The 26,283-nt window shown below is 48.0% G+C and carries 20 protein-coding genes and 3 pseudogenes; 3 read left to right on the top strand and 20 right to left on the bottom strand.

Going from position 1 to position 26,283, the window contains the following annotated elements:
• Positions 1-10: 10 nt before the first annotated feature.
• Both KDD30_RS21810 and KDD30_RS21815 read left to right on the top strand, forming a co-directional pair.
• Entirely contained in the window at positions 11-1,942 is a 1,932-nt protein-coding gene (locus KDD30_RS21810; RefSeq protein ID WP_211650688.1) for an EAL domain-containing protein, read from the top strand.
• The gene (locus tag KDD30_RS21815; protein WP_211650689.1) at positions 1,939-4,065 is read left to right on the top strand and encodes a type I secretion system permease/ATPase; all 2,127 of its coding nucleotides are present in this window, start codon (positions 1,939-1,941) and stop codon (positions 4,063-4,065) included. The genes KDD30_RS21810 and KDD30_RS21815 overlap by 4 nt, the downstream gene beginning before the upstream one ends.
• Positions 4,066-6,611: 2,546 nt before the next feature.
• Here KDD30_RS21815 and KDD30_RS21820 read toward each other — a convergent pair.
• From KDD30_RS21820 to KDD30_RS21850, 7 genes and pseudogenes are all read right to left on the bottom strand, one after another.
• Positions 6,612-7,730 carry a M23 family metallopeptidase gene (locus KDD30_RS21820; RefSeq protein ID WP_211650690.1) on the bottom strand — a complete coding sequence of 373 codons (1,119 nt, stop codon included), beginning with the start codon at positions 7,728-7,730 and terminating at the stop codon, positions 6,612-6,614.
• Between the two features lie 167 nt (positions 7,731-7,897).
• Positions 7,898-8,359, bottom strand: a complete 462-nt coding sequence (locus KDD30_RS21825; RefSeq protein WP_211651932.1) for an isoprenylcysteine carboxylmethyltransferase family protein — start codon at positions 8,357-8,359, stop codon at positions 7,898-7,900.
• Positions 8,346-9,149: a PhzF family phenazine biosynthesis protein gene (locus tag KDD30_RS21830; protein ID WP_249199362.1), complete on the bottom strand. Its 804-nt coding sequence runs from the start codon at positions 9,147-9,149 to the stop codon at positions 8,346-8,348. The genes KDD30_RS21825 and KDD30_RS21830 overlap by 14 nt, the downstream gene beginning before the upstream one ends.
• 67 nt (positions 9,150-9,216) lie before the next feature.
• Positions 9,217-9,588 (bottom strand): zf-TFIIB domain-containing protein, encoded by a 372-nt coding sequence (locus KDD30_RS21835; protein ID WP_211650691.1) that lies wholly within the window; start codon positions 9,586-9,588, stop codon positions 9,217-9,219.
• Between the two features lie 167 nt (positions 9,589-9,755).
• A complete protein-coding gene (locus KDD30_RS21840) occupies positions 9,756-10,220 on the bottom strand; it encodes a heme-degrading domain-containing protein (RefSeq protein WP_211650692.1) in 465 nt (154 codons plus the stop codon).
• A pseudogene (locus KDD30_RS21845) lies at positions 10,217-11,256 on the bottom strand (oxidoreductase). The gene KDD30_RS21840 and the pseudogene KDD30_RS21845 overlap by 4 nt, the downstream one beginning before the upstream one ends.
• Position 11,257: 1 nt before the next feature.
• Positions 11,258-12,007, bottom strand: coding sequence for a DeoR/GlpR family DNA-binding transcription regulator (locus tag KDD30_RS21850; protein ID WP_249199363.1), 750 nt, complete (start codon positions 12,005-12,007; stop codon positions 11,258-11,260).
• A gap of 279 nt (positions 12,008-12,286) precedes the next feature.
• On the opposite strand from KDD30_RS21850, the gene KDD30_RS21855 reads away from it, so the two are divergent.
• Positions 12,287-13,246: a DMT family transporter gene (locus KDD30_RS21855; protein WP_211650694.1), complete on the top strand. Its 960-nt coding sequence runs from the start codon at positions 12,287-12,289 to the stop codon at positions 13,244-13,246.
• Between the two features lie 53 nt (positions 13,247-13,299).
• On the opposite strand, the gene KDD30_RS21860 is transcribed toward KDD30_RS21855, so the two are convergent.
• From KDD30_RS21860 to KDD30_RS21920, 13 genes and pseudogenes are all read right to left on the bottom strand, one after another.
• Positions 13,300-13,923 carry a LysE family translocator gene (locus tag KDD30_RS21860; RefSeq protein ID WP_211650695.1) on the bottom strand — a complete coding sequence of 208 codons (624 nt, stop codon included), beginning with the start codon at positions 13,921-13,923 and terminating at the stop codon, positions 13,300-13,302.
• Positions 13,924-14,021: 98 nt separating this feature from the next.
• Entirely contained in the window at positions 14,022-14,807 is a 786-nt protein-coding gene (locus KDD30_RS21865) for an AraC family transcriptional regulator (RefSeq protein ID WP_249199364.1), read from the bottom strand.
• 435 nt (positions 14,808-15,242) lie between these two features.
• Positions 15,243-15,878 carry a leucine efflux protein LeuE gene (gene leuE, locus KDD30_RS21870; protein ID WP_211650697.1) on the bottom strand — a complete coding sequence of 212 codons (636 nt, stop codon included), beginning with the start codon at positions 15,876-15,878 and terminating at the stop codon, positions 15,243-15,245.
• A gap of 157 nt (positions 15,879-16,035) precedes the next feature.
• Complete coding sequence (locus KDD30_RS21875) at positions 16,036-16,383, bottom strand: GFA family protein (RefSeq protein WP_211650698.1); 348 nt, start codon at positions 16,381-16,383, stop codon at positions 16,036-16,038.
• A gap of 94 nt (positions 16,384-16,477) precedes the next feature.
• Positions 16,478-16,990 carry a GNAT family N-acetyltransferase gene (locus KDD30_RS21880; protein WP_211650699.1) on the bottom strand — a complete coding sequence of 171 codons (513 nt, stop codon included), beginning with the start codon at positions 16,988-16,990 and terminating at the stop codon, positions 16,478-16,480.
• Positions 16,991-17,116: 126 nt separating this feature from the next.
• A complete protein-coding gene (locus KDD30_RS21885) occupies positions 17,117-17,317 on the bottom strand; it encodes a hypothetical protein (protein WP_211650700.1) in 201 nt (66 codons plus the stop codon).
• A 148-nt stretch (positions 17,318-17,465) separates the two neighbouring features.
• A complete protein-coding gene (locus tag KDD30_RS21890) occupies positions 17,466-18,650 on the bottom strand; it encodes a hypothetical protein (protein ID WP_211650701.1) in 1,185 nt (394 codons plus the stop codon).
• 9 nt (positions 18,651-18,659) lie between these two features.
• Positions 18,660-18,908, bottom strand: coding sequence for a hypothetical protein (locus KDD30_RS21895; RefSeq protein WP_211650702.1), 249 nt, complete (start codon positions 18,906-18,908; stop codon positions 18,660-18,662).
• Between the two features lie 35 nt (positions 18,909-18,943).
• Positions 18,944-19,294, bottom strand: coding sequence for a hypothetical protein (locus tag KDD30_RS21900; RefSeq protein WP_211650703.1), 351 nt, complete (start codon positions 19,292-19,294; stop codon positions 18,944-18,946).
• 448 nt (positions 19,295-19,742) lie between these two features.
• Positions 19,743-19,865: pseudogene (locus KDD30_RS21905) on the bottom strand (IS200/IS605 family transposase); the annotation flags it as partial.
• 18 nt (positions 19,866-19,883) lie between these two features.
• Positions 19,884-21,008, bottom strand: coding sequence for an ISAs1 family transposase (locus KDD30_RS21910; protein ID WP_211650704.1), 1,125 nt, complete (start codon positions 21,006-21,008; stop codon positions 19,884-19,886).
• A gap of 96 nt (positions 21,009-21,104) precedes the next feature.
• Positions 21,105-21,431 (bottom strand): annotated as a pseudogene (gene tnpA, locus KDD30_RS21915) (IS200/IS605 family transposase); the annotation flags it as partial.
• Positions 21,432-21,599: 168 nt separating this feature from the next.
• A complete protein-coding gene (locus KDD30_RS21920; protein WP_211650706.1) occupies positions 21,600-26,282 on the bottom strand; it encodes an OmpA family protein in 4,683 nt (1,560 codons plus the stop codon).
• Between the last annotated feature and the right edge of the window lies 1 nt (position 26,283).

Genomic DNA, 26,283 nt, shown 5'->3' on the forward strand with positions numbered 1-26,283 from the left:
GAAAGGACGCATGACGCTGTACAGGCAAACATTCATCTGGCTCTTGCTGGTATTTACCCTACTGCTGGCCTGTGTGTTCTATATCCAGATCCACAGTTCACGCAGCTATCTGCTCCACCAGCAGTCCATTGACCTCGACAATGCGCTGAATGCAGCCGGGCTGGCCTTGACGCCTTATCTGGATGAGCAGGACGTCGTGGGCGCGGAATCCGTGATCAATGCCATGTTTGATGGCAGTTTTTATCAGCATGTCTCCCTGAAAATTTTCACCCCGAATGCAGTGATTAACCGGGAATACCCACAAGAAGCTTCCGATGTACCTGCCATTTTCCGGCAATGGCTGCCGGTTTCGCCCGTCACCCGAAGTATGACGCTCACCAGTGGCTGGCTTCAGACCGCAGAATTGTCGATGACCAGCAATACCACGGTCCTGCACCGTCAATTGTGGCGGAACGCGAACCAGCTTTTTCTGACGCTGACGGCCATTCTTGGCATCGGTGCAGCGGCTTTATTCTTCGGATTAAACCGAATCATCCGTCAGCCGCTTCATCGGCTGCAAACCAAGGCCCAAGCGATTTCCCGCAATGATTTTGGTGCGCCTTTGCCCCTGCCTGCCACGCGAGAGCTTCATGACGTGGTACAAGCCTTCAACCACATGAACAGTCGGTTGCAACAGCAATTTCAGCAACAGGCCGAAGAGGCAGATCGGCTGCGCGTGCAAGCTTATCAGGATTCAGTCACCGGGCTCGCAAACCGGCGGTTTTTGAGATCGCAACTGGATGCGTTGCTGACTGGTCAGCATCAGGGCGGCATCATCATTCTTCGGGCAGATCACATCGAAACGGTCTATCAGGAACAGGGATATCGGGCAGGTGATCCGATGATTGCCAGTCTTGCGCGCCAACTGGCGGAGATGCAGACCACCCAATCCACGCTGGGTCGGCTGAGTCACACCGAGTTGATGTACATCAGCCCGACACAGTCCAGAAAAGCCCTGGTGGAAACAGCGGAACGGATGCTGGCGATCACCCAGAAGCTAAGCCCGGCTCAGAACGGGCAAACCAGTCCCCGCTGTGCTGCAGCCGTGGTCATGAGTCATGGCATTGAATCCGTGTCGGCACTCCTCTCGATTGCCGACAATGCGTTAAACCGGGCCAGCCTTCAAAAGGACCAGCCCATTGCGGTCGTGGGTCAGGAAGTCGTTCTGCCTGCATTTGGCCGTCAGCAGTGGCTGGCGATGGTGACCAAAGCCATCGAGACCGATCAGTTTACATTCAGTCTGCAGACTGCGATTTCACCGGAGCAGCGCCCCCTGTTCCGGGAAGTCTACGCGAGCTTCCGCCACTCAGGTGAAACGTTCAGGGCCAATCAATTTATGCCCGCGCTGGATACCCTCAGCGCAGGTGCCGCGCTTGACCGCTATGTCTTAAATAAAATGGCCAAGACCCTCGGCGTGATGCAAGATACCACACCGTTGACCGTCAACCTCAGCATCAGCAGTATCACGCATGCTGGCTTTACACGATGGCTGGGCGGGTTTATGGGATTACATCGCAGATTTTCCGGCCGATTGCTGTTCGAAATTCCGGAGATCGCTTTTGTCCAGCATTTCGAACAGACAAGTCTGTTATGCGACATCATTCGTCACTACAATTTCCGTTTTGGCATCGACCACTATGGGCATCATTTCAGTACGCTGGGCTATTTACAGCGCTTCCAACCCTATTACGTCAAGCTCGATCCGGCCTATACCAGCCGTTTGGATCAATCCGTCAGCTCCGATGTTCTGCGTGCGATTACCCGAACCGCCGCGAACCAGCACATCCTGACCATCGCAACCCATATCGAAACCGAGGCCAGAATGAAGGCGCTGGCACAATTATCCGTGACCGGATTTCAGGGCTATGGTGTCGACGGTCTTCTGGGGGAAAGCAGCGCATGAGTGATCCTTTACTGACGGCTCTGATTTATGTCAGCCGTCATTATGGCGTGTCCAACACCCCGGATGCGCTGATTGCAGATTTGCCGCTGGCAGACGGCCAGCTCACGCCCTTCCTGCTGCCCCGTGCCGCAGAAAAGGCAGGACTGGAAGCCAGAGAAGAAAAACTCCCGCTGCATCAGTTACCGGCATTGCTGCTGCCAGCCATCTTGCTGCTGAAAGGCAATCAGGCGTGCGTGTTGCTCGGGATCGATCACGAAAAACAACAGGCTGCCATTCTGGCCCCACATCTGGAACAGGAAGAACGCTGGGTGCCCTTTTCAGAACTCAGTCAGACCTACAGTGGTCACCTGTTTCTGCTGAAAAAGCGTTTTCGCTACGATGAACGCTCCCCTGAATTACTGAAATCCAGAGAAGGGCACTGGTTCTGGGGCACGCTCTGGCAGTCCAGGAATATATACCGGGATGTGCTGATCGCGTCCGTTCTGATCAACCTTTTTGCCATTGCCACGCCCCTGTTCACGCGCTTGGTGTACGACAAAATTGTTCCCAATCAGGCATTTGACTCTCTCTGGGTGCTGGCCAGCGGGATCACCATTGTGTTTGCCTTCGATTTCCTGCTGAAACTGCTGCGCAGCTACTTCATTGATGTTGCCGGGAAAAAATCCGACATCCTGATTTCTGCCCGTATCTTCGCCAAAGTCATGGGCATCCGAATGGAATCGCGGCCGCCGTCCGTCGGGGCTTTTGCCCGTCATTTACAGGAATTCGAGGCTATCCGGGAGTTTTTTACCTCGGCCACCATTGCTTCCCTGATTGACCTGCCCTTTGCGATTCTTTTTCTGGTCGTCATCTGGCTGATTGCCGGTCCTCTGGTGATTGTGCCCGTCATCGCCGTGGTGTTTCTGATGCTCTACAGCCTGCTCGTCCAGCGGCCACTGCGCCGGACCATTGAAGAAGGGTCCCGGCTGGCATCGCAAAAACACGCCAATCTGATCGAAAGCTTATCCGGCTTAGACACCATCAAACGCTACGAAGCGCAGAGTCAGTTCCAATACAAGTGGGAAGAAGCCGTTGCCCATATTGCGAACTGGAGCATCAAATCCCGCCGTCTGACCGATTCGGTTCAGAACACCGCCGGATTCAGCCAGCAGTTTGTCACCGTCGCGATGATTGTTTTCGGCGTCTACCTGATTGCCGCCGGAGAACTGACCATGGGGGGACTGATTGCAGTTTCTATGCTGAGCAGCCGGGCGATTGGCCCCATGGTCCAGCTTGCGGTGCTCTCCACCCGCTATCATCAGGCAAAATCGGCCAAAGCCATCATTGAACAGCTGATGGCCATGCCAGTAGAGCAGGAGGCCAATAAACGCTTTATCCATCGTGCGGCACTCCAAGGGCGAATCCAGTTCAGTCAGGTCAGTTTTCAGTATCCCGGCCAGCAGCGCATGGCGATTCAGGATCTGAGTTTCACCATTGAACCGGGGGAGAAAGTGGCCGTCATCGGCAAAGTCGGCTCGGGGAAAACCACCCTGGAACGCCTGATCATGGGGCTGTACAAACCCACGGCAGGAGCCATCAGTCTGGATGATACGGACATCGGTCAGCTTCACCCAACAGATATCCGCCGGAATATCGGCAGCGTGCCACAGGATCTGATGCTGTTTTATGGCTCGATCCGAGACAATATTGCTCTCGGACGGCCGCAGGCTTCAGATGAAGCAATCATTCGTGCCGCAGAGCGCGCCGGAGTCACGGCCTTCACTCGTCAGGATGAAGCCGGATTAGACCGGCAAGTGGGCGAAGGCGGACAGTCTCTGTCCGGCGGTCAAAAGCAGGCCATCGCGATTGCCCGTGCACTGCTGAGCGATCCCCAAGTGCTTGTGATGGATGAACCCAGCAGCAGTATGGATAACAAGTCCGAATTGGATCTGAAAAACGTGCTTCGTCAGCTTGGGGCCGACGAAACGCTGATCCTCTTTACTCACCGTATGAGCATGCTGGATGTTGTCGACCGGATTCTGGTACTGGAACAGGGCCAGCTCGTCGCCGACGGTCCGAAAGATCAGGTCCTCCGCCAACTCCGGGAAGGCAATATCCAAGGCGGAAAAGTGGGGAACGGGTGAGAACAGTCGTACTGCCAGCGAACTTGATCTGTCCCTCCCTCACCTTACCAAGGGGAGGGAAAATCAGTGCTCGCAGCAAACTCGATCTATTCCTCCCCTTACCAAAGTGAAGGAAAAACCAGTGCTCGCAGCATACTCGATCTGTCCCTCCCCCTTTTCAAGGGGGAGGCTAGGAGGGGGTTATCAGGCACTACTGCCAAATCCACGCGCGCTGTTCGAACCCCACCCTGGCCCTCCCCTTGCCAAGGGGAGGGAATGTTCAGCGCTCACAACAAACGCGATCTGTCCCTCCCCCTTTTCAAGGGGGAGGTTAGGAGGGGGTTACCAAACACCAGCGCCAAATCCAAATCTGAGCGCGCTATACGAACCCCACCCTGGCCCTCACCTCACCAAAGTGAAGGAAAAACCAGTGCTCGCAGCATACTCGATCTGTCCCTCCCCCTTTTCAAGGGGGAGGTTAGGCGGGGGTTACTGTGCACTGCTGCCAAATCCGGGCGCGCTGTTCGAACCCCACCCTGGCCCTCCCCTTGCCAAAGTGAAGGAAAAACCAATGATCGCAGCAAGCTCGATCTGTCCCTCCCCCTTTTCAAGGGGAGGCTAGGCGGGGGTTACTGTGCACAGATGCCAAATCCACGCGCGCTGTTCGAACCCCACCCTGACCCTCCCCTTGCCAAGGGGAGGGAATGTTCAGCGCTCACAACAAACGCGATCTGTCCCTCCCCCTTTTCAAGGGGGAGGTTAGGCGGGGGTTACTGAGCACTACTGCCAAATCCGGGCACGCTGTTCGAACCCCACCCTGACCCTCCCCTTGCCAAGGGGAGGGAATATTCAGCGCTCACAACAAACGCGATCTGTTCCCCCCTTACCAAGGTGAAGGAAAAACCAGTGCTCGCAGCATGCTCGATCTATCCCTCCCCCTTTTCAAGGGGGAGGTTAGGAGGGGGTTATCAAACACCAGCGCCAAATCCAAATCTGAGCGCGCTATACGAACCCCACCCTGGCCCTCCCCTTGCCAAGGGGAGGGAAAATCAGTGCTCGCAGCAAACTCGATCTGTCCCTCCCCCTTTTCAAGGAGAAAACTAGGCGGGGGTTATCAGGCACTGCTGCCAAATCCGGGCACGCTGTTCGAACCCCACCCTGACCCTCCCCTTGCCAAGGGGAGGGAAAATCAGTGATCGCAGCATGCTCGATCTGTCCCTCCCCCTTTTCAAGGGGAGGCTAGGAGGGGGTTATCAGGCACTACTGCCAAATCCACGCGCGCTGTTCGAACCCCACCCTGGCCCTCCCCTTGCCAAGGGGAGGGAATGTTCAGCGCTCACAACAAACGCGATCTGTCCCTCCCCCTTTTCAAGGGGGAGGTGAGGAGGGGGTTACTGTGCACTGCTGCCAAATCCGGGCACGCTGTTCGAACCCCACCCTGGCCCTCCCCTTGCCAAGGGGAGGGAATGTTCACTACTCGCAACAAACGCGATCTGTTCCCCCCTTACCAAGGTGAAGGAAAAACCAGTGCTCGCAGCATGCTCGATCTATCCCTCCCCCTTTTCAAGGGGGAGGCTAGGAGGGGGTTATCAAACACCAGCGCCAAATCCAAATCTGAGCGCGCTATACGAACCCCACCCTAGCCCTCCCCTTGCCAAGGGGAGGGAATATTCAGCGCTCACAACAAACGCGATCTGTTCCTCACCTCACCAAAGTGAAGGAAAAACCAGTGATCGCAGCATGCTCGGACTGTCCCTCCCCCTTTTCAAGGGGAGGCTAGGCGGGGGTTACTGTGCACTACTGCCAAATCCGGGCACGCTGTTCGAACCCCACCCTGACCCTCCCCTTGCCAAGGGGAGGGAATAATCAGGCGCTCGCAGCAAACTCGATCTGTCCCTCCCCCTTTTCAAGGGGGAGGTTAGGCGGGGTTACTGTGCACTGCTGCCAAATCCACGCGCGCTGTTCGAACCCCACCCTGGACCTCCCCTTGCCAAAGTGAAGGAAAAACCAATGATCGCAGCAAGCTCGATCTGTCCCTCCCCCTTTTCAAGGGGGAGGCTAGGCGGAGGTTACTGAGCACTACTGCCAAATCCACGCGCGCTGTTCGAACCCCACCCTGACCCTCCCCTTGCCAAGGGGAGGGAAAATCAGTGATCGCAGCATGCTCGATCTGTCCCTCCCCCTTTTCAAGGGGGAGGCTAGGAGGGGTTATCAGGCACTACTGCCAAATCCACGCGCGCTGTTCGAACCCCACCCTGGCCCTCCCCTTGCCAAGGGGAGGGAATGTTCAGCGCTCACAACAAACGCGATCTGTTCCCCCCTTACCAAAGTGAAGGAAAAACCAGTACTCGCAGCATGCTCGATCTGTCCCTCCCCCTTTTCAAGGGGGAGACTAGGAGGGGGTTATCAAACACCAGCGCCAAATCCAAATCTGAGCGCGCTATACGAACCCCACCCTGGCCCTCCCCTTGCCAAGGGGAGGGAATGTTCACTACTCGCAACAAATTCGGACTGTCCCTCACCTTTTTCAAGGCGAGGGAATATTCGGATTAGCCATGTTTCAGACTTTACATGGCCGGGTTATCGATCCGATTCCAGAAGCAGACTTTTTGATTGCTGCGCTGATCAACCAGCCAGGTGTAGTTACAGTTATCGTCGTAACTGTAACGTCCGGTTTGTACCTGATAAGGACCGAAACTGGTGCCTTGCATCGACTGGAAGCGTCCCTGATACAACAAAGAGAAATGCAGGTGCGGGCCTGTGGATGAGCCGCCTTCACACAGTGCGACGGATTTCTGGCTGGCATACACGCCGAGCTTGGTATCCTTGTTGACCCACTGGCCGTTCGAGACCTGAATCCCGTCCATGTGATAGTAGTTCGTGCCCCAGCCATTGGCATTGGTGACCCGAACCTGACAACGGGACAGCACAGTGACATAACCATCGTGCGCTGCCGTCACGCTGTAAGTTGCGCCACCCCATCTTGGCCAGTCATACGAAACATCAATCGAAGACAGTGGAAACCCTGAGCCGCTGTGTGCATGCGGGCCATTCGGCACCCAGCTGTAACCCTGACGCCAGGGCATCTGCATAAAGCCAAAAGGGGGTGCGACGCTGCTGAATGACCGCGCTTCCATTCTGCTTTCCGCCGTTGGCACCGGCTCACCGAACCAGGCCTCGTATTGCTGCAACCAGACAGACGAAAGCTGACTGTCATTCAACGTACTGAGAATCGCCAGTGTCGACGCATTGGACGCCGTTAGCCTTTCGCCTTCATAACGATAAAAATACTGTGAAAGATGATTTGCAATCCGTTTGATGGCTGCCTTGAACTGAACTGCCTGCGCTTCCGTCACTTCTGAGTCCGGCTGCCAGTGTTCCGCAACCTGCAACGTGACCAGCACCACTCTGGGGTCCACCCCGGTTGCGCCACTCCAGTGCAGCAGGGTTTCACGCAATGATGCCCAGTTGGGTGCAAAGACCTCAAAAAATGCTTTGTCGTCAAATGGATGTTGATAAGGCCTGAATACAAAATTGTCATCAGAGAGCAAAGGCTGAATATGAAGACCTTGTTGCTGTATTTGCTGCGGAATCGGCGAACTCGCCACGGCCGGATACAGATCATGAGCCAGAACCTGAGCACTGGCTGCAACAGATAAAGCCACGAACGTCATTGTTTTTTTCATGATGATTTTTCTCCTCATCGCATGACATGCAATGAGAAGTCTGACAGAGAAGAAAAAATATCGCGGATTCATCTGCCAATTTGCGAGTGGGCTTTAATCTGACTGCATCTATTTGTAATTGATAGATTAAAACATAAGAGGCAGGCCTCAAATTTGACCGACGCCGCTCACAGCCAACGCCGGACCTGTCTTTGATCATTCAGATAGCTGTCGCCGAAACGCTGAATCATCGCCCGCGCTTCAGGGATGATCTGGAAACGGTTCATGTAAGCAATGAAGAAAAGGACACCCAGTAGCAGGCATGGCGATTGCAGATAACAGGTTTGCGCCACCAGCAAACTGGCTAGACCGACATACATCGGGTTCCGGGAATACCGAAACACGCCAGACGTCACCAGTACTGAAACCTTCTCCGGCTGGCGCGGGTCCACGGTCGTGTGTTTCCTGCGAAACTCCCACACGCCCAGTACGGCGACAGTACAGCCGGCCAGTGTCATGCCCATTGCTGCGATCAGTGCTGGCAACGCACCCAGCGGCCAGACAGGCAAATAAGGCGCTGCCAGCTTCATACCGAGCGCCGTCAACAGCCACAGCACCACAGGCGGGATCTTAGTCTCAAGCCATTGCATCACAGCGTCTCATCTGAGTTGTCAGTTCCGCCTGAACAATGAGATCAATCCCCTCCGGATTCGCCATCACCCGGAAATATCCACCTTCAGAGGAACACTGTTGCGCGTCCAGAATCGGCTGACCCAGACGTTCGAGCCAGTAAGGTGCCAGTGAACATTGCGCAGAACCTGTGGCGATGTCTTCATTGATCCCGATCTTGGGTGCAAAATTTCTGAGTACATAACCGGTCTCGCCATCGGCAGCGGTCAAAATAACAGACTGAAGCGGATCCCGGGGGCGAAGGCGTTCGAAATCCGGCTGAAAATGACGAACTTCTGCTGCGGATTCCAGCACGATGATCAAGTCACGGGTTGAAAACACATCAAGCGGGGTGAAACCCATCGACTCTGCTTCCTGCCAGAGCTGGGGATCACGATTTCTTCGCCATGCGGGCATCTTCATCCGGTATCCATCAGCGACTCGATCAATCTCCAGATTTCCAAACGTGCTGAAGAAGCTGATGCTCTCTGACGGCACCAGCGTCATCACCCAAGCTGCGGCAGCCAAAGCGCCATGACCGCAAAGGCTGATTTCCTTTTCCGGACTGAACCAGCGAATGTCATATCCGTCGTCGCGCGCGACCACAAAAGCAGTCACCGGTTGTGCAGCCTGCTGACTGATAGACAACAAAGCCTGATCGCACAGCCAGGACGCCAGAATAACCACCGCAGCCGGATTGCCATTTGCCGATCCCCCGGTAAATGCATTCACAACCTGTACCGTGATTTCTTGTCTGAAGATATGTTCCAAACGGATGTCCCCTGATAAAAAATCAGCAAAGCGTGGTGCTTTGCTGATGAGACACTATCGTGGTCAGTTAATGACGTTCTTCCACTAAGAATCGCTTGAAGAAGTCACTCAAATCGACTTTCGCCAGATCTTTAAATTCACCGGCGTCATAAAAACGGCCTTTACAGGTTGGGCAGCTTTCAAACCAGATGTGGGGCTGTTTGGGATCAACCAGTCGCAACAGCGCGTTATTCGGGCACACCGGACAGTCAATCTGATCAATCTGGTTAAACGACTGACCAATACCGGCGTCCCCGATATCGACCGTGTCTGCCAGCGGTTTCATTTTTTCAATTTCGTAGGCATCCAGCCACAGACCCTTGCAAGCCGTACAACGTTCAATATCGCCCAATGGGGTCGTCACATGTTCAAAATTCGAATGACATTTCGGACACTGCATTTGAAACTCCTTTTATGATTGTCATTGATTTCAAACGCATAATACATTCAGACAACTGCTGCGAGATAGGCAATTTCACGCATAACACAGATTTCTGTGATCCCGCGACGATTACGCCTTGCGCCGAAACAAAAAGTCGTCCACCCGGACGGCTTAGTTTCCGCGATTTACTGGTCTTGCTGCCACTGAATCTCTTTCAGCGCTGCCGTGACTAAAGCATGATCGTCTGCCTGCGGTAATCCAGACACGGTCACGACACCAACCAGCCCGCTGCCTTTGATCCGAATGGGAAAAGCGCCGCCGTGCGCGCAATAGTCCATGGCATTCACGTGAGGCTGAGACTCAAACACCCGCTGCTTCTGCGCGTTATAGCAGCCCAGATAATACGAACTTTTCCCGTATCGCAGCACACTGTTTCGCTTCCGTCGGATCCAGTCCAGATGATCGCTGTTGGTCTCTGGCATCGCATAGCTGAACAGCACTTGCCCAAAACCATAAACCTCTATGGCAACAGATGCCTGTCTGGACTCAGCCAGCGTTTTCAGAAGACTGCCCAGCGCCCAGGCCGTTTCATGGTTAAAGTGATTCAGTTGCAGGGTCTGTTCCTGCGCAAGCAAGGCGTCGGGATTCATGGGTTCACCTGCAGTGTCTGTCCCAGTCGGCTGCTTTCCATCGCCAGTTCAATCAGCCGGATGTTCAGCAACGCCTCCTGAGCCGGAACCGGGTTCGCCTTGCCTTCGCGAATGGCATCCGCAACCCCGATAAAGTAATGCTGATAGCCCCCAGCTCGGTTGGCACAACCTGAGACCCAGTCGCGTGATGGAACTGACCAAACTGCGATGCGGCCTCTGCGGCCCATTCCGGCTGCTCCGGCAGAACCCCGGCTTTCAGGTAATCTTCCTGCGGATCGAGGCCATATTTTTCATACTTCCCGGCAGCACCCAGCACTTTGTAGCGCAGGTTCGGTTCCGGGCTGTACAGATTGGCATGCAGATACACAAAGTGAGTCGGATACCGCAGGATCAGGTTGAAGTAATCAATGGTCTTGGCCCCCGGACGCAGCATCTCACACTGTGCGGTCAGCGCAGTCGGCGCGCCAAACAATGCAATGGCCTGATCGAGCAGGTGCGGTGCCAAATCGAACAAAATGCCGCCGCCGTCCTGCGCCTGCTCGCGCCAGCGCTGACGCACTTCCGGCCGGAAACGGTCAAAATGAGATTCGAAGTACTTCAGCTCGCCCAGCGTGCCCGCTTCAATCATTTTTTTCACGGTCAGGAAATCGCCATCCCAGCGGCGGTTGTGGAACACACTCAGCACCCGGCCTTTGTCTTCGGCCAGACGAATCAGGGCTTCCCCGTCTTCCACGCGGGTGACGAATGGCTTTTCAACAATCACATGTTTACCGTTTTCCAGCGCCAGCTTCGCCAGATGAAAATGCACATCGTTCGGCGCAGTGATGATCACCAGCTCAGCATCGCTTTCCACCAGCATCAACTCAGCCTTGCTGTAACACACAACACCGGGCCAGTCGGCTTCTACCGCGGCCTGCTGACTGCTGCTGATTGCTGTGAGTTCGAGCTGAGGCAGCGCGGCAATAAATGGCAAATGGAAGGTTTTGGCTGAGAATCCATAGCCGACGATTGCAGTTTTTACAGGAGTATAAGACATATTAACGCTGTCCTTGGTTGGGTTGCGCCAGCATCACCTGAATCTCATGGTGATCGCAAAGTTCGGCAAAAGAAGGAGTCAGGGGCTGGTCCGTGATCAGTACATCAATCGCATCCAGACCGCAGATATGATGGAAGTTTTCCTGCCCCAGTTTAGCGTGCTCACACACCAGAATGACTTGTTGTGCTTGCGCCATCATGGCTTGTTTCAGAGAAGCTTCCTGCTCATTATTGGTCGAAAGCCCGTTTTCAGACAGCGCACATACGCCGATGAATGCTTTATTGACGCGATAATCCAGCAGTTGCTTTTCGGCCTGAGCCCCCAGAATCGCGCGATGGAACGAATCAAATCGCCCACCCAGCACATGCACCCGCACATCCGGATTGAGCGACAACTGCTGTAAAATATCCATTGAGTTCGTCACGACTGTTGCAGGCTGGTTGATCCGAGCCGCCATCAGCGTCAGCGTGGTACTGGTATCCATCAGCAAGTGATCATCGGCTTCAATGAGTCCGGCTGCACACACAGCCAGCGATTGTTTCGCCTCGCTGACCGGTTTCTCTGCGTAGGATTCCAGTTTGGCGGTGAGCGTGGCACGCATGGCACCCCCACGGATACGCTGAATGCCGGGCTGCTGGGTCAGTTTGACCAGATCCCGGCGGGCCGAATCCCGCGACACCGAAAACTGCTCGCAGATCTCATGCAACATCACTTTCCCCTGCTGTTCAATCAGCGAGATTAAGTGAATCAAACGTTCTTCCTGGGTCATTTACTCACAATCGCTTAAGTGTTTTTAAGTGATTATGACGTAAAAATGCATGAATGCAAGCGGCAACGCGCTGAACCGCCCTCGGCTTAAGCTATCTCATCCACCCGGTCTCCGTCTCCGCAAATGGCGGATGATCAATCGGCAGTTGCCGAATCTGACTGCCTCTGGCATTTTGTCGGGATGATTGTCGTCTGCTGCGCGCCTGAATCGCAACCACGCATGAGATGTACAGGATGTTCAACATTTCACGGAGGAAGAAAAATGAGCGAGCGCAAACCCGTCGACGCTGCCGCAGTCGGGATGATGATCGTGTTTTGTTTTGTGATGGGATTACAGCAAATCTTCCTCAAAGCAACAGGCGATGATATCGCGCCCATCCTCCAGATTGGCATTCGATCCGGCATTGCGGCTTGTCTGGTCTGTGTGTATCTGGTGTTGCGCCGGAAGCGGCTGTCATTTGCCGATGGCAACTGGAAACCGGGCTTGCTGGTCGGGCTGCTGTTTGCGGTTGAGTATCTGTTTCTGGGCGAAGCACTTCGCTATACCTCGGCTTCCCATGCGGTGGTTTTCCTGTATACCTCCCCTTTATTCAGTGCCCTGATGCTGCATTTTCTGATTGATTCAGAGCGCTTGTCAGTGGCGCAATGGACGGGTATTTTGCTGGCCTTTGGCGGCATTGCCATCACCTTCCTGCTGCACGACGGCACCAGCCCGGTGAACACGCAACCCAATCAGCTCTGGGGGGATTTTCTGGCGTTACTCGGCGGTCTGGCCTGGGGGGCAACCGTCGTGCTGATCCGCAGCACCCGGCTGGCCCGGGTCCCTTCAGAGCAAACCTTGCTTTACCAGCTCACCATGGCGTGTCTGGTGCTGGTTGCAACGGCATTCCTGACAGGACAGACAACAATCAATCCGACCCCGCTGGCAATCACCAGCGTGGCTTTTCAAACGCTGGTCATTTCTTTCGCTGGATTACTGGTGTGGTTCTGGATGCTCAATACCTATATCGCATCACGCCTGGGGGTGTTGTCCTTCATGACACCACTTTATGGTGTCGTACTGGGTGCCTGGCTGCTGGATGAAGCCATTGAACCGGGCTTTGTTTATGGTGCATCCATGGTGATCACCGGGATTGTGCTGGTCAGCGGCCATGGCTGGATCAAACAAAGGCTCTGGCGCGCGGTTGGCAGACGCAAACTGCCGGCACGCGGAAAGGGATAAAACGGGAAGCCATCAACAGGCCGGCGGCCACCGCTGCCAGCCTGTCTTTCTGACTAGAAACTCAGGGTTCTCCAGAGACCGTTATCCACCAGTAACCAGACAGCAACCAGCCCCAGTGACAGAAAATAAATGAATCCCTGCACTTTCTGATTTTTTCGGTTCCCCGACATCTTTGCCAGTAAGCCACCCGCCCAGATCCAGACCAGATGCATAGAAATATTCAGCACGGCAAGCCAGGCAACCAGCACCCAGATCGCCTGCTCGCCGAACTCCTGATGCGCCTTCTCGGAAAAAAGCGAAAACATCAGCAACACCAACAACCAGCCTTTGCTGTTCAGCAACTGAATCAGCACCCCATCGACAAAACCCAGCGGCTTTTGGGCCTCACCCTGCGCATACAGACTGGTTTTCAGGAAGCCGATCGCCAGATACAGGATATACAGCGCCCCCACACATTGAAGCACCTGTAAAGCCATCGGATATTGTTCGATAAACGCACCTAAGCCGAGACCGATGATCAGGGACTTCACCAGAAAAACACTGTCGATGCCAAAGAGTAAGGGCAACGACCGCCGGACACCCACACTGGCACCAGACGCAGCAAACACGATATTAGCGGGACCGGGACTGAATACCAGCGGGAACATCACGCCTAACCACAGAAACAAAAAGCTCATTCATATCTCTCCATGTCAGATGATGCCAGCATCTTAATGGGGGATGACGTGCAGGTTCTTGTATAAAATTGCAGATGGAGGGATCAGCGCCAATGAAGTCAGTTGGCGTAGTGCCGGGGCGGAACGCCAAATGCGCGCTTGAAGTTGCGGGTGAAGTGGCTTTGATCAAAGAAACCACAAGCCAGTGCAGTGTCTGCACAACTCTGCCCCTGACGAAGCAATGTTTTGGCGCGCTGCACTTTCAGCATCAGCAAATACTGATGCGGCGTCATGCCATATTGCGTTTTAAAATCCCGGATGATTTTAAATTTGGTTTGCCCGCACAGGTGTGCCAGCTCATCGAGTGCGACGTTATCCTGCCAGTGATCCTGTAAGTAATCGCGCACTAACACCGGAGACTTTTTATCGGACGTCGTGAGAGAAGCAACATGACGCGCATTGCCGTAATTTGTGAACAGCATCTCCAACGCGGTAATCAGCAGGGAATCCCGGGTCAGATCCAGGCTCGGAGATTCCAGCGATACATGTAACTGAAACAGCAAGTGAAACAGTTCCGGATGATGAATGACTGCGCGATCAATCACTGGCGACACATGCGCTGGTGTCTCTGCAAAACACCGGGCGATGAATTCAGGCGAGAAGTAGAACATCCGATAACGCCAGCCCTGCGCACTGCCGGGAAAGCCGGTATGAATTTCGGCAGGGTTGATCGCGACGATTTGCTGCTGAGGCACAATAATATTACTGCCCCGGTAAAACAGCCCTTCGGCACCCGATTCAATCACACCAATGGCCAGCTCATCATGCCAGTGCCGGGAAAACTCGAACTGCGTGAAAGCAGCGGACAGCAATTCAATGCCTGAATACCGTGCTGGCCGCCACATTCTGGAAAAATCCCTGGTTTCCGTATTCAATCGCATCCCCTTCGCGCCACTGATCTTCTGTGGATCACCCTGCCATCGCACCATCCATGGCGATTCTCATCACGCCAGCAACCGAGCTATCAAGCGGTCACCGATGAAGCTCACCATGGTATGCCGCATCTGAATATACTGTCAATTTGATTGGGTGATCACGAATGAGATTGCCGAATTCACCCTACAAATGTTCAAGATTTCATAGATTAAAGCGCACAGGATCGATAAGACCGGATTCAATAATCCTACTCTGTGCAAGCGCTTGGAATTGTAGTCACGCAAGTGAAGCACAGAAAGCTAGCAAACTGACTCAGGAGATCAATGCATTTCATATGCATAGCGGAAGGAAAACATGAGTTTGTGGGGTTGAGCCAGAAACAGGTTCTGGCTCGGAAGGAAGGGTTAAGCGTTGGATAATGCCAGACGGGCGGCAAAGCCAATAAACAGAGTGCCCATCAAAGTGTTTCCGAGCTTGCGGACACGCTGGCTGGCTTTCACCAACCGGGTGATATAAGCTCCCCCGAAAATCAGTGCGCTCAGGAAAATCAGACTGAAAAGTTCAAGTACAGCCGCCAGAATAAAAAATGAAACGCCCGGACTGTGGTAACTCGTATCAATAAACTGCACGAAGAACGACACATAAAATAAAATGGCTTTCGGATTCGTCAGGCTCAGAATCAGGGCTTTGCGAAAAACGCGCTTTCCAGCTGTTTCTGGCAGTGTTTCTGCCGAACCCGGTTTGAAAGCGCTGTAGACAATCTTACTTCCGATGAACAGCAGGTAAATTGCCCCCAGATAGCGCACCAGAGTAAACAGAATCGGCGTGGTTTGGATCAGCGTGGCGACACCGGCATAAGCGAAAAACATCAAGATGGCATCGCCCAAAAAGACGGCCAGTGCAGCCATGTAACCTTGCCGGATCCCCTGAGTCATGCCGGTTTTGAGAACAAACAAGGAATTGGGGCCAGGCAGAAGAACAATCAGCATTGCCCCGGCAACATAAGCCCAAAAATTCAGTACACCATAATCCGCAAACATCGATACCCGCCTTCAGCAACCCGATTCCAACACTGCTTGCACTATATCGTGTTTGCATCTGGATTCAATGTTTCCATCATGCTGTGTTCTAGTGGTTGATGGAATTAGATCAGCTGGATCGCAAGAGCCGACGCCTCCACTGAGAAACCAGCCCAGATTACAGAGCGCGGCCGTCGAAATACGTCACCGGAATCTGCTCGAGATCGACATCTTCAAGGCAGCGGACATTAATTGCAGCCATGGCTCTGCCCTGTGGATCTGTGCCTTCACCATACGGATGGATGCCGCACGTCGGACAAAACTGATGTCGAATTACATGCCGATGAAAGGTGTATGTCCTCACCGTGTTTTCCGGGGTCAGCAAATGCAAAGCGTCACGCGGCACAAACCACAGTAAGGAACCTTTCCGTTTGCAAATCGAACAATTGCAGGCCAGTACTTCCTGCAACGCTCCCTCTACTTCAAACGCCACATTTCCGCAGTGGCAGCTTCCGCGATAGTTCACGACGCTTCCCCTTTTCATGCTTTGAAATCAGATCACGGCTCAACAGATTCGAGTATAGCTTTCTGACACCAAGATGACGGGAAAACAGGCAAACTCACAGCATTGAATCCGCTGACAATCGCTTCGCCATCCAGAGTGAGCTCAGATACTCGCCCTGTTTTCGGGCATATTCGGGGAAAACGCCCACTTCGGTGAATCCGAACTTCTGATGCAATGCGACCGAGGCGTCATTTGGCAGGGCAATACCAGACAATGCGCAATGCACCGGCTGCGATGCTAACGCATCCAGTAACCTTGCCATTAATGCGCTCCCCAGCCCGTGCCCTTTTGCGTCGGGATGAAGATAAATCGTCACTTCTACGGTTTCAGCAAAAGCAGAACTGGGACGGTAAGGCTGACTGCAGGCGAATCCCAACACCTGATGATTCTCGACGGCAACAAATAGCTGGTGTGGGCTTTCGGGCTGAAACTGTGTAAACCACTGGTTGCGATTGCCCAGCGTCATTGGCTCGGTTTCGAACCGGGCCTGGGTGTGTTCAATATAATGGTTAAAAATCGCTGTGATTGCGGGAATGTGGGAGAGGTTCCCAACTTCAATGACTGACATATCGCGGCTTCCTTTTTGCGTCCAATCGAATCATGCAGAACCAGACTCGTGGATGCAACCCCAGTCTTTTTGAGTACAAACTCAGAACACAGAGCATCATGACACGATACATCTACTGGCGAATGTTCATTTGCTCGAAGCGGCAAGTGCATGGATCAGTGCCGTACATGTGATCAAAGCGGCAGCAAGATCCTGATAACCTGTTGCAATCAGAGCGAGCAGAAAAACCACCCACATGATGTAAGCAGTTCGGATCAATGACGTTTTGTGTTCAAACTTCTCTAACGCCTCTTGCCCCGAATGGGCCAAGAGGTAAACATCCTGCATGACAAAACCATCAGACTTTAACTGTGCAATCTGTCGTTGCAATAAGAAATTTTTTGTTTCTACTTCATTCCAGCGCCCCAGAATACAGACGACCCATTAAATAAAAACCAGATTGTATTTTTTCTATAGCCATTGACATTAACCTTTATTAGTATAATTGTTTAACCCAAGAGTCTTGATATTTTTCTTTTGAAGGTAACTCAGGAAAATAATCTGAAATATCAATCCCTTCAAATGCTTTCTGTGCACTTATCGGAAGATACAAATCATCGTAAACTGTAAACTGATATTCATCGCCAAAGTTATATTTATATTTTATCTTAGATAGAGGTGTATCTTCCGAATTATTTACTATTCTATATATTTCCCCATCCTGTATTGCCCACTTACCTAATTCAATCACACGAAAACCTAAACTTTTTCCTACAATATTGTTCGGGTTATTTGATTCATACACATTATAATAAACCTTATTACTATCATAACTACAAGTAAAAAGGCTAGAATTCACACCAAATGTTCCACCATATTTACACTCATCAGAAAGATAATTCCCTCTTTCCGGTTTTTTAAATCCTGGCATGTCGTAAGTTATCTGTTCACCATTCCCTTGAATAGAATTTACAAAATCATTGTGCTTGTAAATATTTGAAATAGCTTTTGTTCCATCTTTCACTAAGAAAAACTTACTGTTAGCATCTTCAAATTCATGCCCATAAATATCTTTTATGTATTTTATTTCTTTCGATTCAAGTGTTAGATATGCTTTTCCATCACCGTCGTTTATGATTGCAAATTTTCCATCATCAATCCATGATTCGACATAACATCGGCCTGATGAAAAAATATGCCCTTTTCTTTTTTTTATATCATAGAGGGTACAACCATATCCTTTATCACTTGATGTCGAAATAATATACCTTCCATCGGGAGAGCGATTGGGACCTGTGAAATAACCCAAAGGTAAAATGTTCGCACCAAAATCCTCGCGTGTTGCAACGAGTTTGACATCTTTCCCATCGATTCCCATTGAGTAAAGGTCAAAATATGGAGCTCCATACTTTCTGGCCTTGAACAATACTCTTGGTATCTCATAATCTTCATCCCATTCCTCATATTCAATATCATCCGGGATACTTACATTTATTTTCCATCCAATAATGTCAGCTCTTGTTTTCCAACGATGGATCTCAATGCCTCTAACAATTAAATCCAACTGCTCCTGATAAGCCTTATCATAAGCTAATTTCTCTGCAATCATTTTCCACGCTGGGTAGGCGATTGCACCAAAGCAAAGCGCCCCAATACTATAAGCCAGCAGTTTTTTCTTCATGATGGATTCCTAAATATTTGTTGCGTTCAGCCAACCATTTCTGAGTTCTTCAATTTTCTTTGCTTCTTCGAAGGACGCTTCAACCATTTCAGCATGTTCAATTTCTTCACATTCGTCTTGATCGTTTGCCAGTTCTTCAAACGGAATGTCTGTAAAAATAAATTCAGCACCGTGTGGATCTTTGGGATTCGCAATGAATAACAAAAACTCCCGTCTGTTGGTAAGCCCAGTTCTTTTGTGTGCAACCACAGAAAACACAGAGCATCATGACGCGATACACTACTGGCGAATGTTCATTTGCTCGAAGCGGCAAGTGCATGGATCAGTGCCGTACATGTAATCAAAGCGGCAGCAAGATCCTGATAACCTGCTGTAATCAGAGCGAGCAGAAAAACCACCCACATGATGTAAGCAATTCGGATCAATGACGTTTTGTGTTCAAACTTCTCTAACGCCTCTTGCCCCGAATGGGCCAAGATGTAAACATCCTGCATGACAAAACCATCACACTTTAACTGAGCACTTTTGATATCATGATCCGGCTGATGGGTATCCACATAGACATGAATGTCATCTTTTGAGTAAATCACAAACTGACGTTTTTCCTTGGTATTGGCCTGTTGCTGGCCATTGGTTTCAGACATGCGTTGTGCTCCGACGATTCTGCCTCGTTCGTTCAGGCAGAATTTGAATTTAAGATACCTTAGAAGGCGACAGATCTGTGCAATCAGTTAAGTATCGTTCCTCTGAGAAGCAGATATCGATGATTGAGTGGCGGATTGATATTGTTGTTTAGAAACAAACAGTTGACAAAATCCTTTATGATATTGTTGCTCCCTTTGGGATTAACCAAAAGGAGCATTGTGATTTTCATTTATATCTGAGCAGAATAGGATTGATCAGTAATACATACCCATTTGTTTTCTCTGTTGTGGCGTTGATGTTTCGTAGAATGGCGTTTCCGAGATGTTAAAGTTACAATAACCAAAATTACAAAACACATAAATAATAATATGCTAACGCAGTAAAAATCCGCCTTCTTAGAAGGCGGCTTTAGTTTACAGCCCCCTAGAAGGGGGCATTCCTGCGCGGTTAGTTCATCTTCAACTCTAACTGCGCCTCATATTCTTGATCTTTCTTGTCTTGGTGCCTTACGTACCGTCTGATGATTTCTTCATTTACACCGACAGTGTCAACAAAGTACCCTCTCGCCCAGGGCGAGAGCACGTATGCTCAGTTTTTATCCAAACCTTGGATTCCCGCCAATATTACTTGCTCCAAATAGGCTATATTCATGGCAGCTATTTTTTGCTTTCGCCTGATACTCGCCTTTTTGCTTGTTTCTAATCGAAGCATGTTAAGCGCCATGTGACGCACACCAGCCAGGAGTTCGGCGGCATTGCCACGATAGATTTGGCAAGCATCTTCCTTCATCGTGACATCAAGCACCCAGTGCAACCGATTTTCGATTTCCCAGTGACCTCGGACTGCATCGGCAAAACGTTCGGGGGTGAGCACCGCAGAGCTAATGTAGTAGCGGTACTCCAGTGATTCTTTCCCTGCTGAGTCAATACGATAGCCAATAGCAACACCGACGCTTTGAAGCCCTTTCCAATCAGGGAAATCTGTCGTCAACTCCTGCGCTGGCATGACGTGGTATTCGCGCGCTTCAATACGCCCATGTCCGCGCTCGATGTCACACGCTGGGCTTTTTTCGAGCAATGGCGCCAACGCTTTTTGTACTGCTTTAGCCAGGCTTTTTTGGTTGCCTTTGACTGCTAATAGGTAATCGCCACCTTGCTCAACTATCTGCTTGGCGATATCGGTTTGACAGCCCATCGCATCGATAGAGACAAGACAACCTTTGATATCTAACAGCTTGAGCAGCTCAGGGATGGCGGTGATTTCATTGGACTTATCTTGGGTTTTAACTTGTCCCATGACAACGCCGTTGGCTGTCGCAAAAGCACTGACCATGTGGAGCGTTGATTGCCGATCTTCTCGGTTATAGGAGCTGCGTAACACCTTGCCGTCAATAGCAATAAGCTCGCCATTCGAATGGACGTTGGCTGCCTGCATCCATTTTAAAAAGCAGTCTTGAAACTGGTCAGGCTCAATGGAAGAAACAACCCTGGCAATCGTGTCATGGACAGGGATGCCCTGGCGAAAAAGTCCTTTGTCCTGTAGCCAATTGAGGTGAGCTTCGCCAAAGTCTTCGATATCTTCCCAGCCCTCCATACCGGCAATGGTGGCGCATACGGTCAGAAACAAAATGTCGAACAGTGGGTACGATATTTTTGCTGACTGCCGTGGGTCTTGAATCACTGAAAAGAATTGAGAAAAAGCATCGATATGCATCAGGAACTCCCGTAAAAAGGGGAGTATATGATCACAGCCAGCCTTGATCGTCAAACTGATCTATTTTGTTCAAAAAACGTTCGTGATCTTGCCCTGCCCTCTCGCCCAAAAATGATTTCCCCATAATTTCTTTCGAATATGTGGGAATTTATTGAACAATCGGATTGCTGAACGTCCTTTCAATACCCCCATTAATGTCGATATCGAAACTTTTGGTGGCACTATCGCAACCAGATGAACATGGTCTGGCTGAACATTTAGCTCCAAGACTTCACAATCTTTCATATTGCACAAAATGTAGATTGAGCGGTAAAGCTCCTTGCCAACATTGCCTTTCAAGATCTTAAATCTGTACTTCGGCGTCCACACTATGTGGTATTTACATCGCCAATATACATGTGATGAACTTCTGTAATCGCCCATGTTTTTAGTTTCCTCTTACTTGTGGTGAATAAGAGGTTTACTTCTAACATGGGCACTCCTTCGGGCAATAGCCCCAAGGAACAATCACCACCGCCCAAGGCGGTGGTTTAGGGATGACAATAAAAGAAGACATCAAATTGACTTTGATGTTTTTGTATGTGTTGAAGTTTAGCTATTCATCCACTTATGCAGCAATTTCTTCCTCCCGTCATTTAACTCTTCTATATCTTTAGGATTAAGTTTAACCCATTCATATAAAGAGTCTCTTTTATGAGGTTGTATACCGTTCTCTTCGGCTTCTTTTTGCTTATCAAGTAAATCAGACTCTAAACTTTCATATTCAGTATTTGTTTCAATTTTCCCAACAACATTATCAATTAATTTTTTGTCACTTAATCTGTACCAATTAGAAGGTACTTCAAATGGTCTGCCATGAAGGTGGATTTCATTTGATTCTGCACCAGATAGACCCGAATTGTAAGGACCATTAATCAATATTTTAAAATCTACGAAATTAGCCGATTTTGTGCCTGTGAATTCATAGCCAACACCCAGCTTCTCAGGATAAATCATAGGCGTTAATCCATCAACCTCTTCACCCAGTATATTGATATATTTCAAGGCTGAGATATTACCCCAAATTTCAGTTTTTTCAAATTTAAGCAATAGATTCCTTACCGCTAATTTCTCCAAATCCTTTTTATCTAATCTCTCATATTGGCTTTGTAGTACTGAAACTTGACTACTAGGTAAACCATCCTCATATTTTGCTCGTGTAAATTCTAATTCATTATTTTCATTATAATCAATATATCCAATCCTATATAAACAGTTTAATTCATCAATTTCATATTTATAATCTTCTTGCAGTATTCCACTACGAGCTACTAAAGCTTGATTTTTTAAAAAAATACAATTTTCTTCAAATTTTTGAGTCTTCAATTGCGATTGAGAATTTTCAATTGCCTTCGTTCTTACTATAACAGTAAGTAATGTAGTCTTATTCCAGTCAAAACCAACAATATCTCCTCTGAGAAATCTGCGAGATAAAAAATTAGGAACTTTTTCTTCACGATTTATTTCGGATTCACCCCGTAGGAATAACTTTTTATTAGGCTGACCAATATATAAGTCAACTTTTGGATTATCAAATACCTTGACAAAACTTACTTTTTCCCCTTTAGATTTATCATTCAAAAAACCTTTTTCATAAAATATATGATCCGATTTTAATAAAACTTTATTTTCTTTATTATTATAATTGAACTTATATTGTCTATTTGGATTAAGAGTTAAAATAAATCGTGCAGAGGAATGACTATCAAATGTATATTTTGATTTTTTCTTGACATGCGAAACAATTGACTTTGTTTCTGAACGCCCTGGCACCTGTACTTGATAAAAATATTTCAAAGACTTTTCTGCGCCGATAATATTCGCGCGATTATCCTCTTCTTTTTTTGAAAATAGGGTTTTCATGGTTCTATCGTTATAGTTTACCAATGGGCGCGTACCAAATATTTGATGCATACCATAGTAAAATGAAGGCTCAATTATCACGCCCCAAAGATTATCACCTTCGATTTTTTCAGCTTCATGATCACATAACTCAGCTCTTGATATTTTCCGTATATAACCTGTATTACTTGACGCTACCTTTTGTTCTGCAGGTATATCATACATCATTTCAGTTTTAGCAAGACTCTCGAGCTCGGTCACCGCTTCAACATTGATTGGGAAGTTTAGAATAGTGGTATCATCAAGGTCCAGTTTATCTTTATCCACTATAACTACAATTCTAATTTTATCAAACGGAGATAACTTTCTTTGTCTATGCTCTATATAAAATTCATTGAAGTCGATCCATTGTTTACTATCAGGTAGCTTTGCCGACATTGAAATATTACGATAGATTGATTTGTCGATATTATCAGGAATGTGACAACCAAAAACGGACTGAAATTGATCAATAGATTCAGCTGAAAAGTAATGTATTGGAAAATACTTATTATTTACGGATGCATCTTTTAATGAAACTTTACCATCATCATTGATAATTGCTTTATTCCACAGCATTCTTCCAGCCGCAACTAACATCTGTGAAGATGGTAATACATAGCCATCACTAGCATCTATTTTTTTAAAATTTAGCCATAATTCATCAAGGTGTATTTTATCTGTCAATCCACCCTCAACTCCCCAATTATCATTCAAGATATAATATTTAATATATCCTTCAACATCAAAATCTTTTAATGTTATTCTTTCATTGGAATTATACTTTACATAATTATATTTTTTAATTAACCTGATTAGCCCATTTAACGCTAATGAACGCTTCAAGTAAGCTTTCATCAAAGTATCATGAAATGCAGAAGTGTTCTCATCATCAAATAAGCGATCTGTGATCAAAATGTCAGTATAAGCAAGATTTTTCAAAGCTTCACCTGCCTTGTAAGCCTCTTGATTTACAACTTTTTCAAACTCTTGATACCCTGTAGACAGCATTTCTGCAGCAGATTTTGCAACCAACAATAAGCCAGCCAAAGGATATGCTTTAGCAATATTCCCAACGATTACATCAAATGCCATCGAAGCAGCTTCAACAGCACTATCGACAATATGTTTATCATACGTTGTTAATGCGGTTAAACTGCTCTTTCTTGCTTTTTCAACATTGATTAGTTCCGCTCGATTTGGTGGATAATCGAAGTGTGCACTAAATTTCAATAATAAATCGACCCGGCGATTTTTAACCCGATTTTCTTTATTCGAGTTCTCGACTAATGGCTCATGTTCACCATAGCCAAAAACTAATATTCTTTCGTCCCACAGTGATATTAAAGATTTATTTTTTATCGCATTCAGAATGCTTTTCTTTACAGATTTAGCTCGTTTCAAAGACAATTTTAAATTGTATTCATCGTCACCTATATTACAGGTATGACCCGAAATTATAATTTCAATTGGGTCAGAAAGATTTGAGAGTAAGCTACCAATTTCATCAAAAGCAGATTGAACGCTTTTATTTGCAAAGTTAGGTGTTGCACGATCAAACCCAAATGTTGTACTGTCAATTCTGTATAATGTATCAGTATTTAACGTTTCTGCTTTAAGATGACTTCCATGGACATCCTCCACAGACATTGACTTTAATTTCTCTTGAAGGGAAATTAATGCATCACGCTCCCTTTTTATTAAGTCTTTATCTTCACCTAATGATTTCACTTTATTTACACTAGGCGTAATTATATAAGATCCATAATCTAAAACACTATTTAATAGTTTTTTTTCTGCTTGTTCTGCCTTTTTACTTACTTCAATGCTATTCCAGGCATGCATACCTATTATCGCAGCAGATAATGGTTTATCTAAAAGCTCTCCGACAACCTTTCCTGATTTGGTAATAAAAGAGTCAAATCCACGAGGGAGCCTAACAAATTCAATTTGTCGGGCTTCCATTATACCTTTAAATTTCTTAGCTTGAGTTACCAGACTACTATTTTCAATTTTAAGATCAGCTACACAATTTATAAACGCATTCGCTGTGCCAGTTACATTTGCTGCTGCCAATGTCATTTGAGCTAAGCCTGAGTTTTGACCAACTAAAGCCTTTGAAAGTCCTGCATAAGTTATTTTCGATAGTAACTGCCAACTGACTCCTTTTTCTAGAAACATCGCGCCTGTGCTTAACGGATTCTTGTAGCTTTGAACATAGTGAATGAAACTTTCATTAAAATTCAGAGGCTTTCCATTTTCCATTGCAAATGATTGTGGTAATCCCAGTGGATTCTCATCAATCTTTTTAATTAGGCTTTGATAGTATTCTGGTGCATGCAATAGCAAGGATTCTTCGACACTGATTGGATCGCCGTTTATAACAGTTGTTCTGCCCGTTACTGATTTAATGGGTAATTCAAAAATACGTTCTTTTAATTTATAACTATTAATCCCTCTTGAACTGAAAAATTTATCACCAACTTCATCTGTTATTGTTGATAAATCCACATTTATTTCAATATATTTATTAGCGTACTCGTCTATATCAAATATATTACCTTCTATCCAAAATGTTGCACAATATATACTATTTGTATCTTTGCTATTATCCAAAAAATTAACAGGTTCAACTTTTGAAGTGCAGCGACCTATATTACCATCCAATGTAATTTTCTCAGGTATGTTTTTTATTTCTACCGTCGCACCAAGGAATTTAGAAGAGGAGAACACCACAGTAACTGTATAATACTGAGGAACCTCTAACAAGTATAAACTATTATCTTGTTCTGATTTTTTTAAGGACTTTACCCATTTATAATAGTTCTCATAATGTTCATTTGACAAATCACCTTTATCTTTAATATTATAAACATTATCTAACATCTCATTTACTTTGATCTCACTTAATGATCTTTTAAATAAATCATCGTTATCAGCATTAATTTTATTTATGAGTTCAAATAATTTTCCTTTCCATTTATCACCAAAAGATGCTTGATAAATGGGTGCTAATCTTGAAGGAAAAAATGACACTCTTCTTTCTTTATTTCCCTCTCCAGACTTAACAACTACTGGAGATCCAAGTACAGATAAAGCATCTAAGGTTTCGACATCTTCTGATAGTATATTCAATTTTCCATATTGATCACTAAATACTATTGGATGCTCAGATTTCACTGACTTAACTAATTGATTTTTCTTATTATATGTAAACTCTTCGTACCAATTATTATCACCAAAAACAAGCGTTTCATATGTCAATGGAAAGAACTTAGCTCCTTTTGAAACTGCTCCATCTTTATCATAAATACGCCCCATCAAGTAAATACCGGAGATAGAAACCACTGACATT

Source organism: Photobacterium sp. GJ3, assembly GCF_018199995.1.
In the GTDB taxonomy this organism is placed as follows: domain Bacteria; phylum Pseudomonadota; class Gammaproteobacteria; order Enterobacterales; family Vibrionaceae; genus Photobacterium.

Excerpts from the sequence above, each read along its gene's own strand:
- KDD30_RS21810 (WP_211650688.1), top strand. The coding sequence starts at position 11 with ATGACGCTGTACAGGCAAACATTCATCTGGCTCTTGCTGGTATTTACC.
- KDD30_RS21815 (WP_211650689.1), top strand. The coding sequence starts at position 1,939 with ATGAGTGATCCTTTACTGACGGCTCTGATTTATGTCAGCCGTCATTAT.
- KDD30_RS21820 (WP_211650690.1), bottom strand. The coding sequence starts at position 7,730 with ATGAAAAAAACAATGACGTTCGTGGCTTTATCTGTTGCAGCCAGTGCT.
- KDD30_RS21825 (WP_211651932.1), bottom strand. The coding sequence starts at position 8,359 with ATGCAATGGCTTGAGACTAAGATCCCGCCTGTGGTGCTGTGGCTGTTG.
- KDD30_RS21835 (WP_211650691.1), bottom strand. The coding sequence starts at position 9,588 with ATGCAGTGTCCGAAATGTCATTCGAATTTTGAACATGTGACGACCCCA.
- KDD30_RS21840 (WP_211650692.1), bottom strand. The coding sequence starts at position 10,220 with ATGAATCCCGACGCCTTGCTTGCGCAGGAACAGACCCTGCAACTGAAT.
- KDD30_RS21855 (WP_211650694.1), top strand. The coding sequence starts at position 12,287 with ATGAGCGAGCGCAAACCCGTCGACGCTGCCGCAGTCGGGATGATGATC.
- KDD30_RS21860 (WP_211650695.1), bottom strand. The coding sequence starts at position 13,923 with ATGAGCTTTTTGTTTCTGTGGTTAGGCGTGATGTTCCCGCTGGTATTC.
- KDD30_RS21865 (WP_249199364.1), bottom strand. The coding sequence starts at position 14,807 with ATGTGGCGGCCAGCACGGTATTCAGGCATTGAATTGCTGTCCGCTGCT.
- leuE (WP_211650697.1), bottom strand. The coding sequence starts at position 15,878 with ATGTTTGCGGATTATGGTGTACTGAATTTTTGGGCTTATGTTGCCGGG.
- KDD30_RS21880 (WP_211650699.1), bottom strand. The coding sequence starts at position 16,990 with ATGTCAGTCATTGAAGTTGGGAACCTCTCCCACATTCCCGCAATCACA.
- KDD30_RS21885 (WP_211650700.1), bottom strand. The coding sequence starts at position 17,317 with ATGCAGGATGTTTACCTCTTGGCCCATTCGGGGCAAGAGGCGTTAGAG.
- KDD30_RS21890 (WP_211650701.1), bottom strand. The coding sequence starts at position 18,650 with ATGAAGAAAAAACTGCTGGCTTATAGTATTGGGGCGCTTTGCTTTGGT.
- KDD30_RS21900 (WP_211650703.1), bottom strand. The coding sequence starts at position 19,294 with ATGTCTGAAACCAATGGCCAGCAACAGGCCAATACCAAGGAAAAACGT.
- KDD30_RS21910 (WP_211650704.1), bottom strand. The coding sequence starts at position 21,008 with ATGCATATCGATGCTTTTTCTCAATTCTTTTCAGTGATTCAAGACCCA.
- KDD30_RS21920 (WP_211650706.1), bottom strand. The coding sequence starts at position 26,282 with ATGTCAGTGGTTTCTATCTCCGGTATTTACTTGATGGGGCGTATTTAT.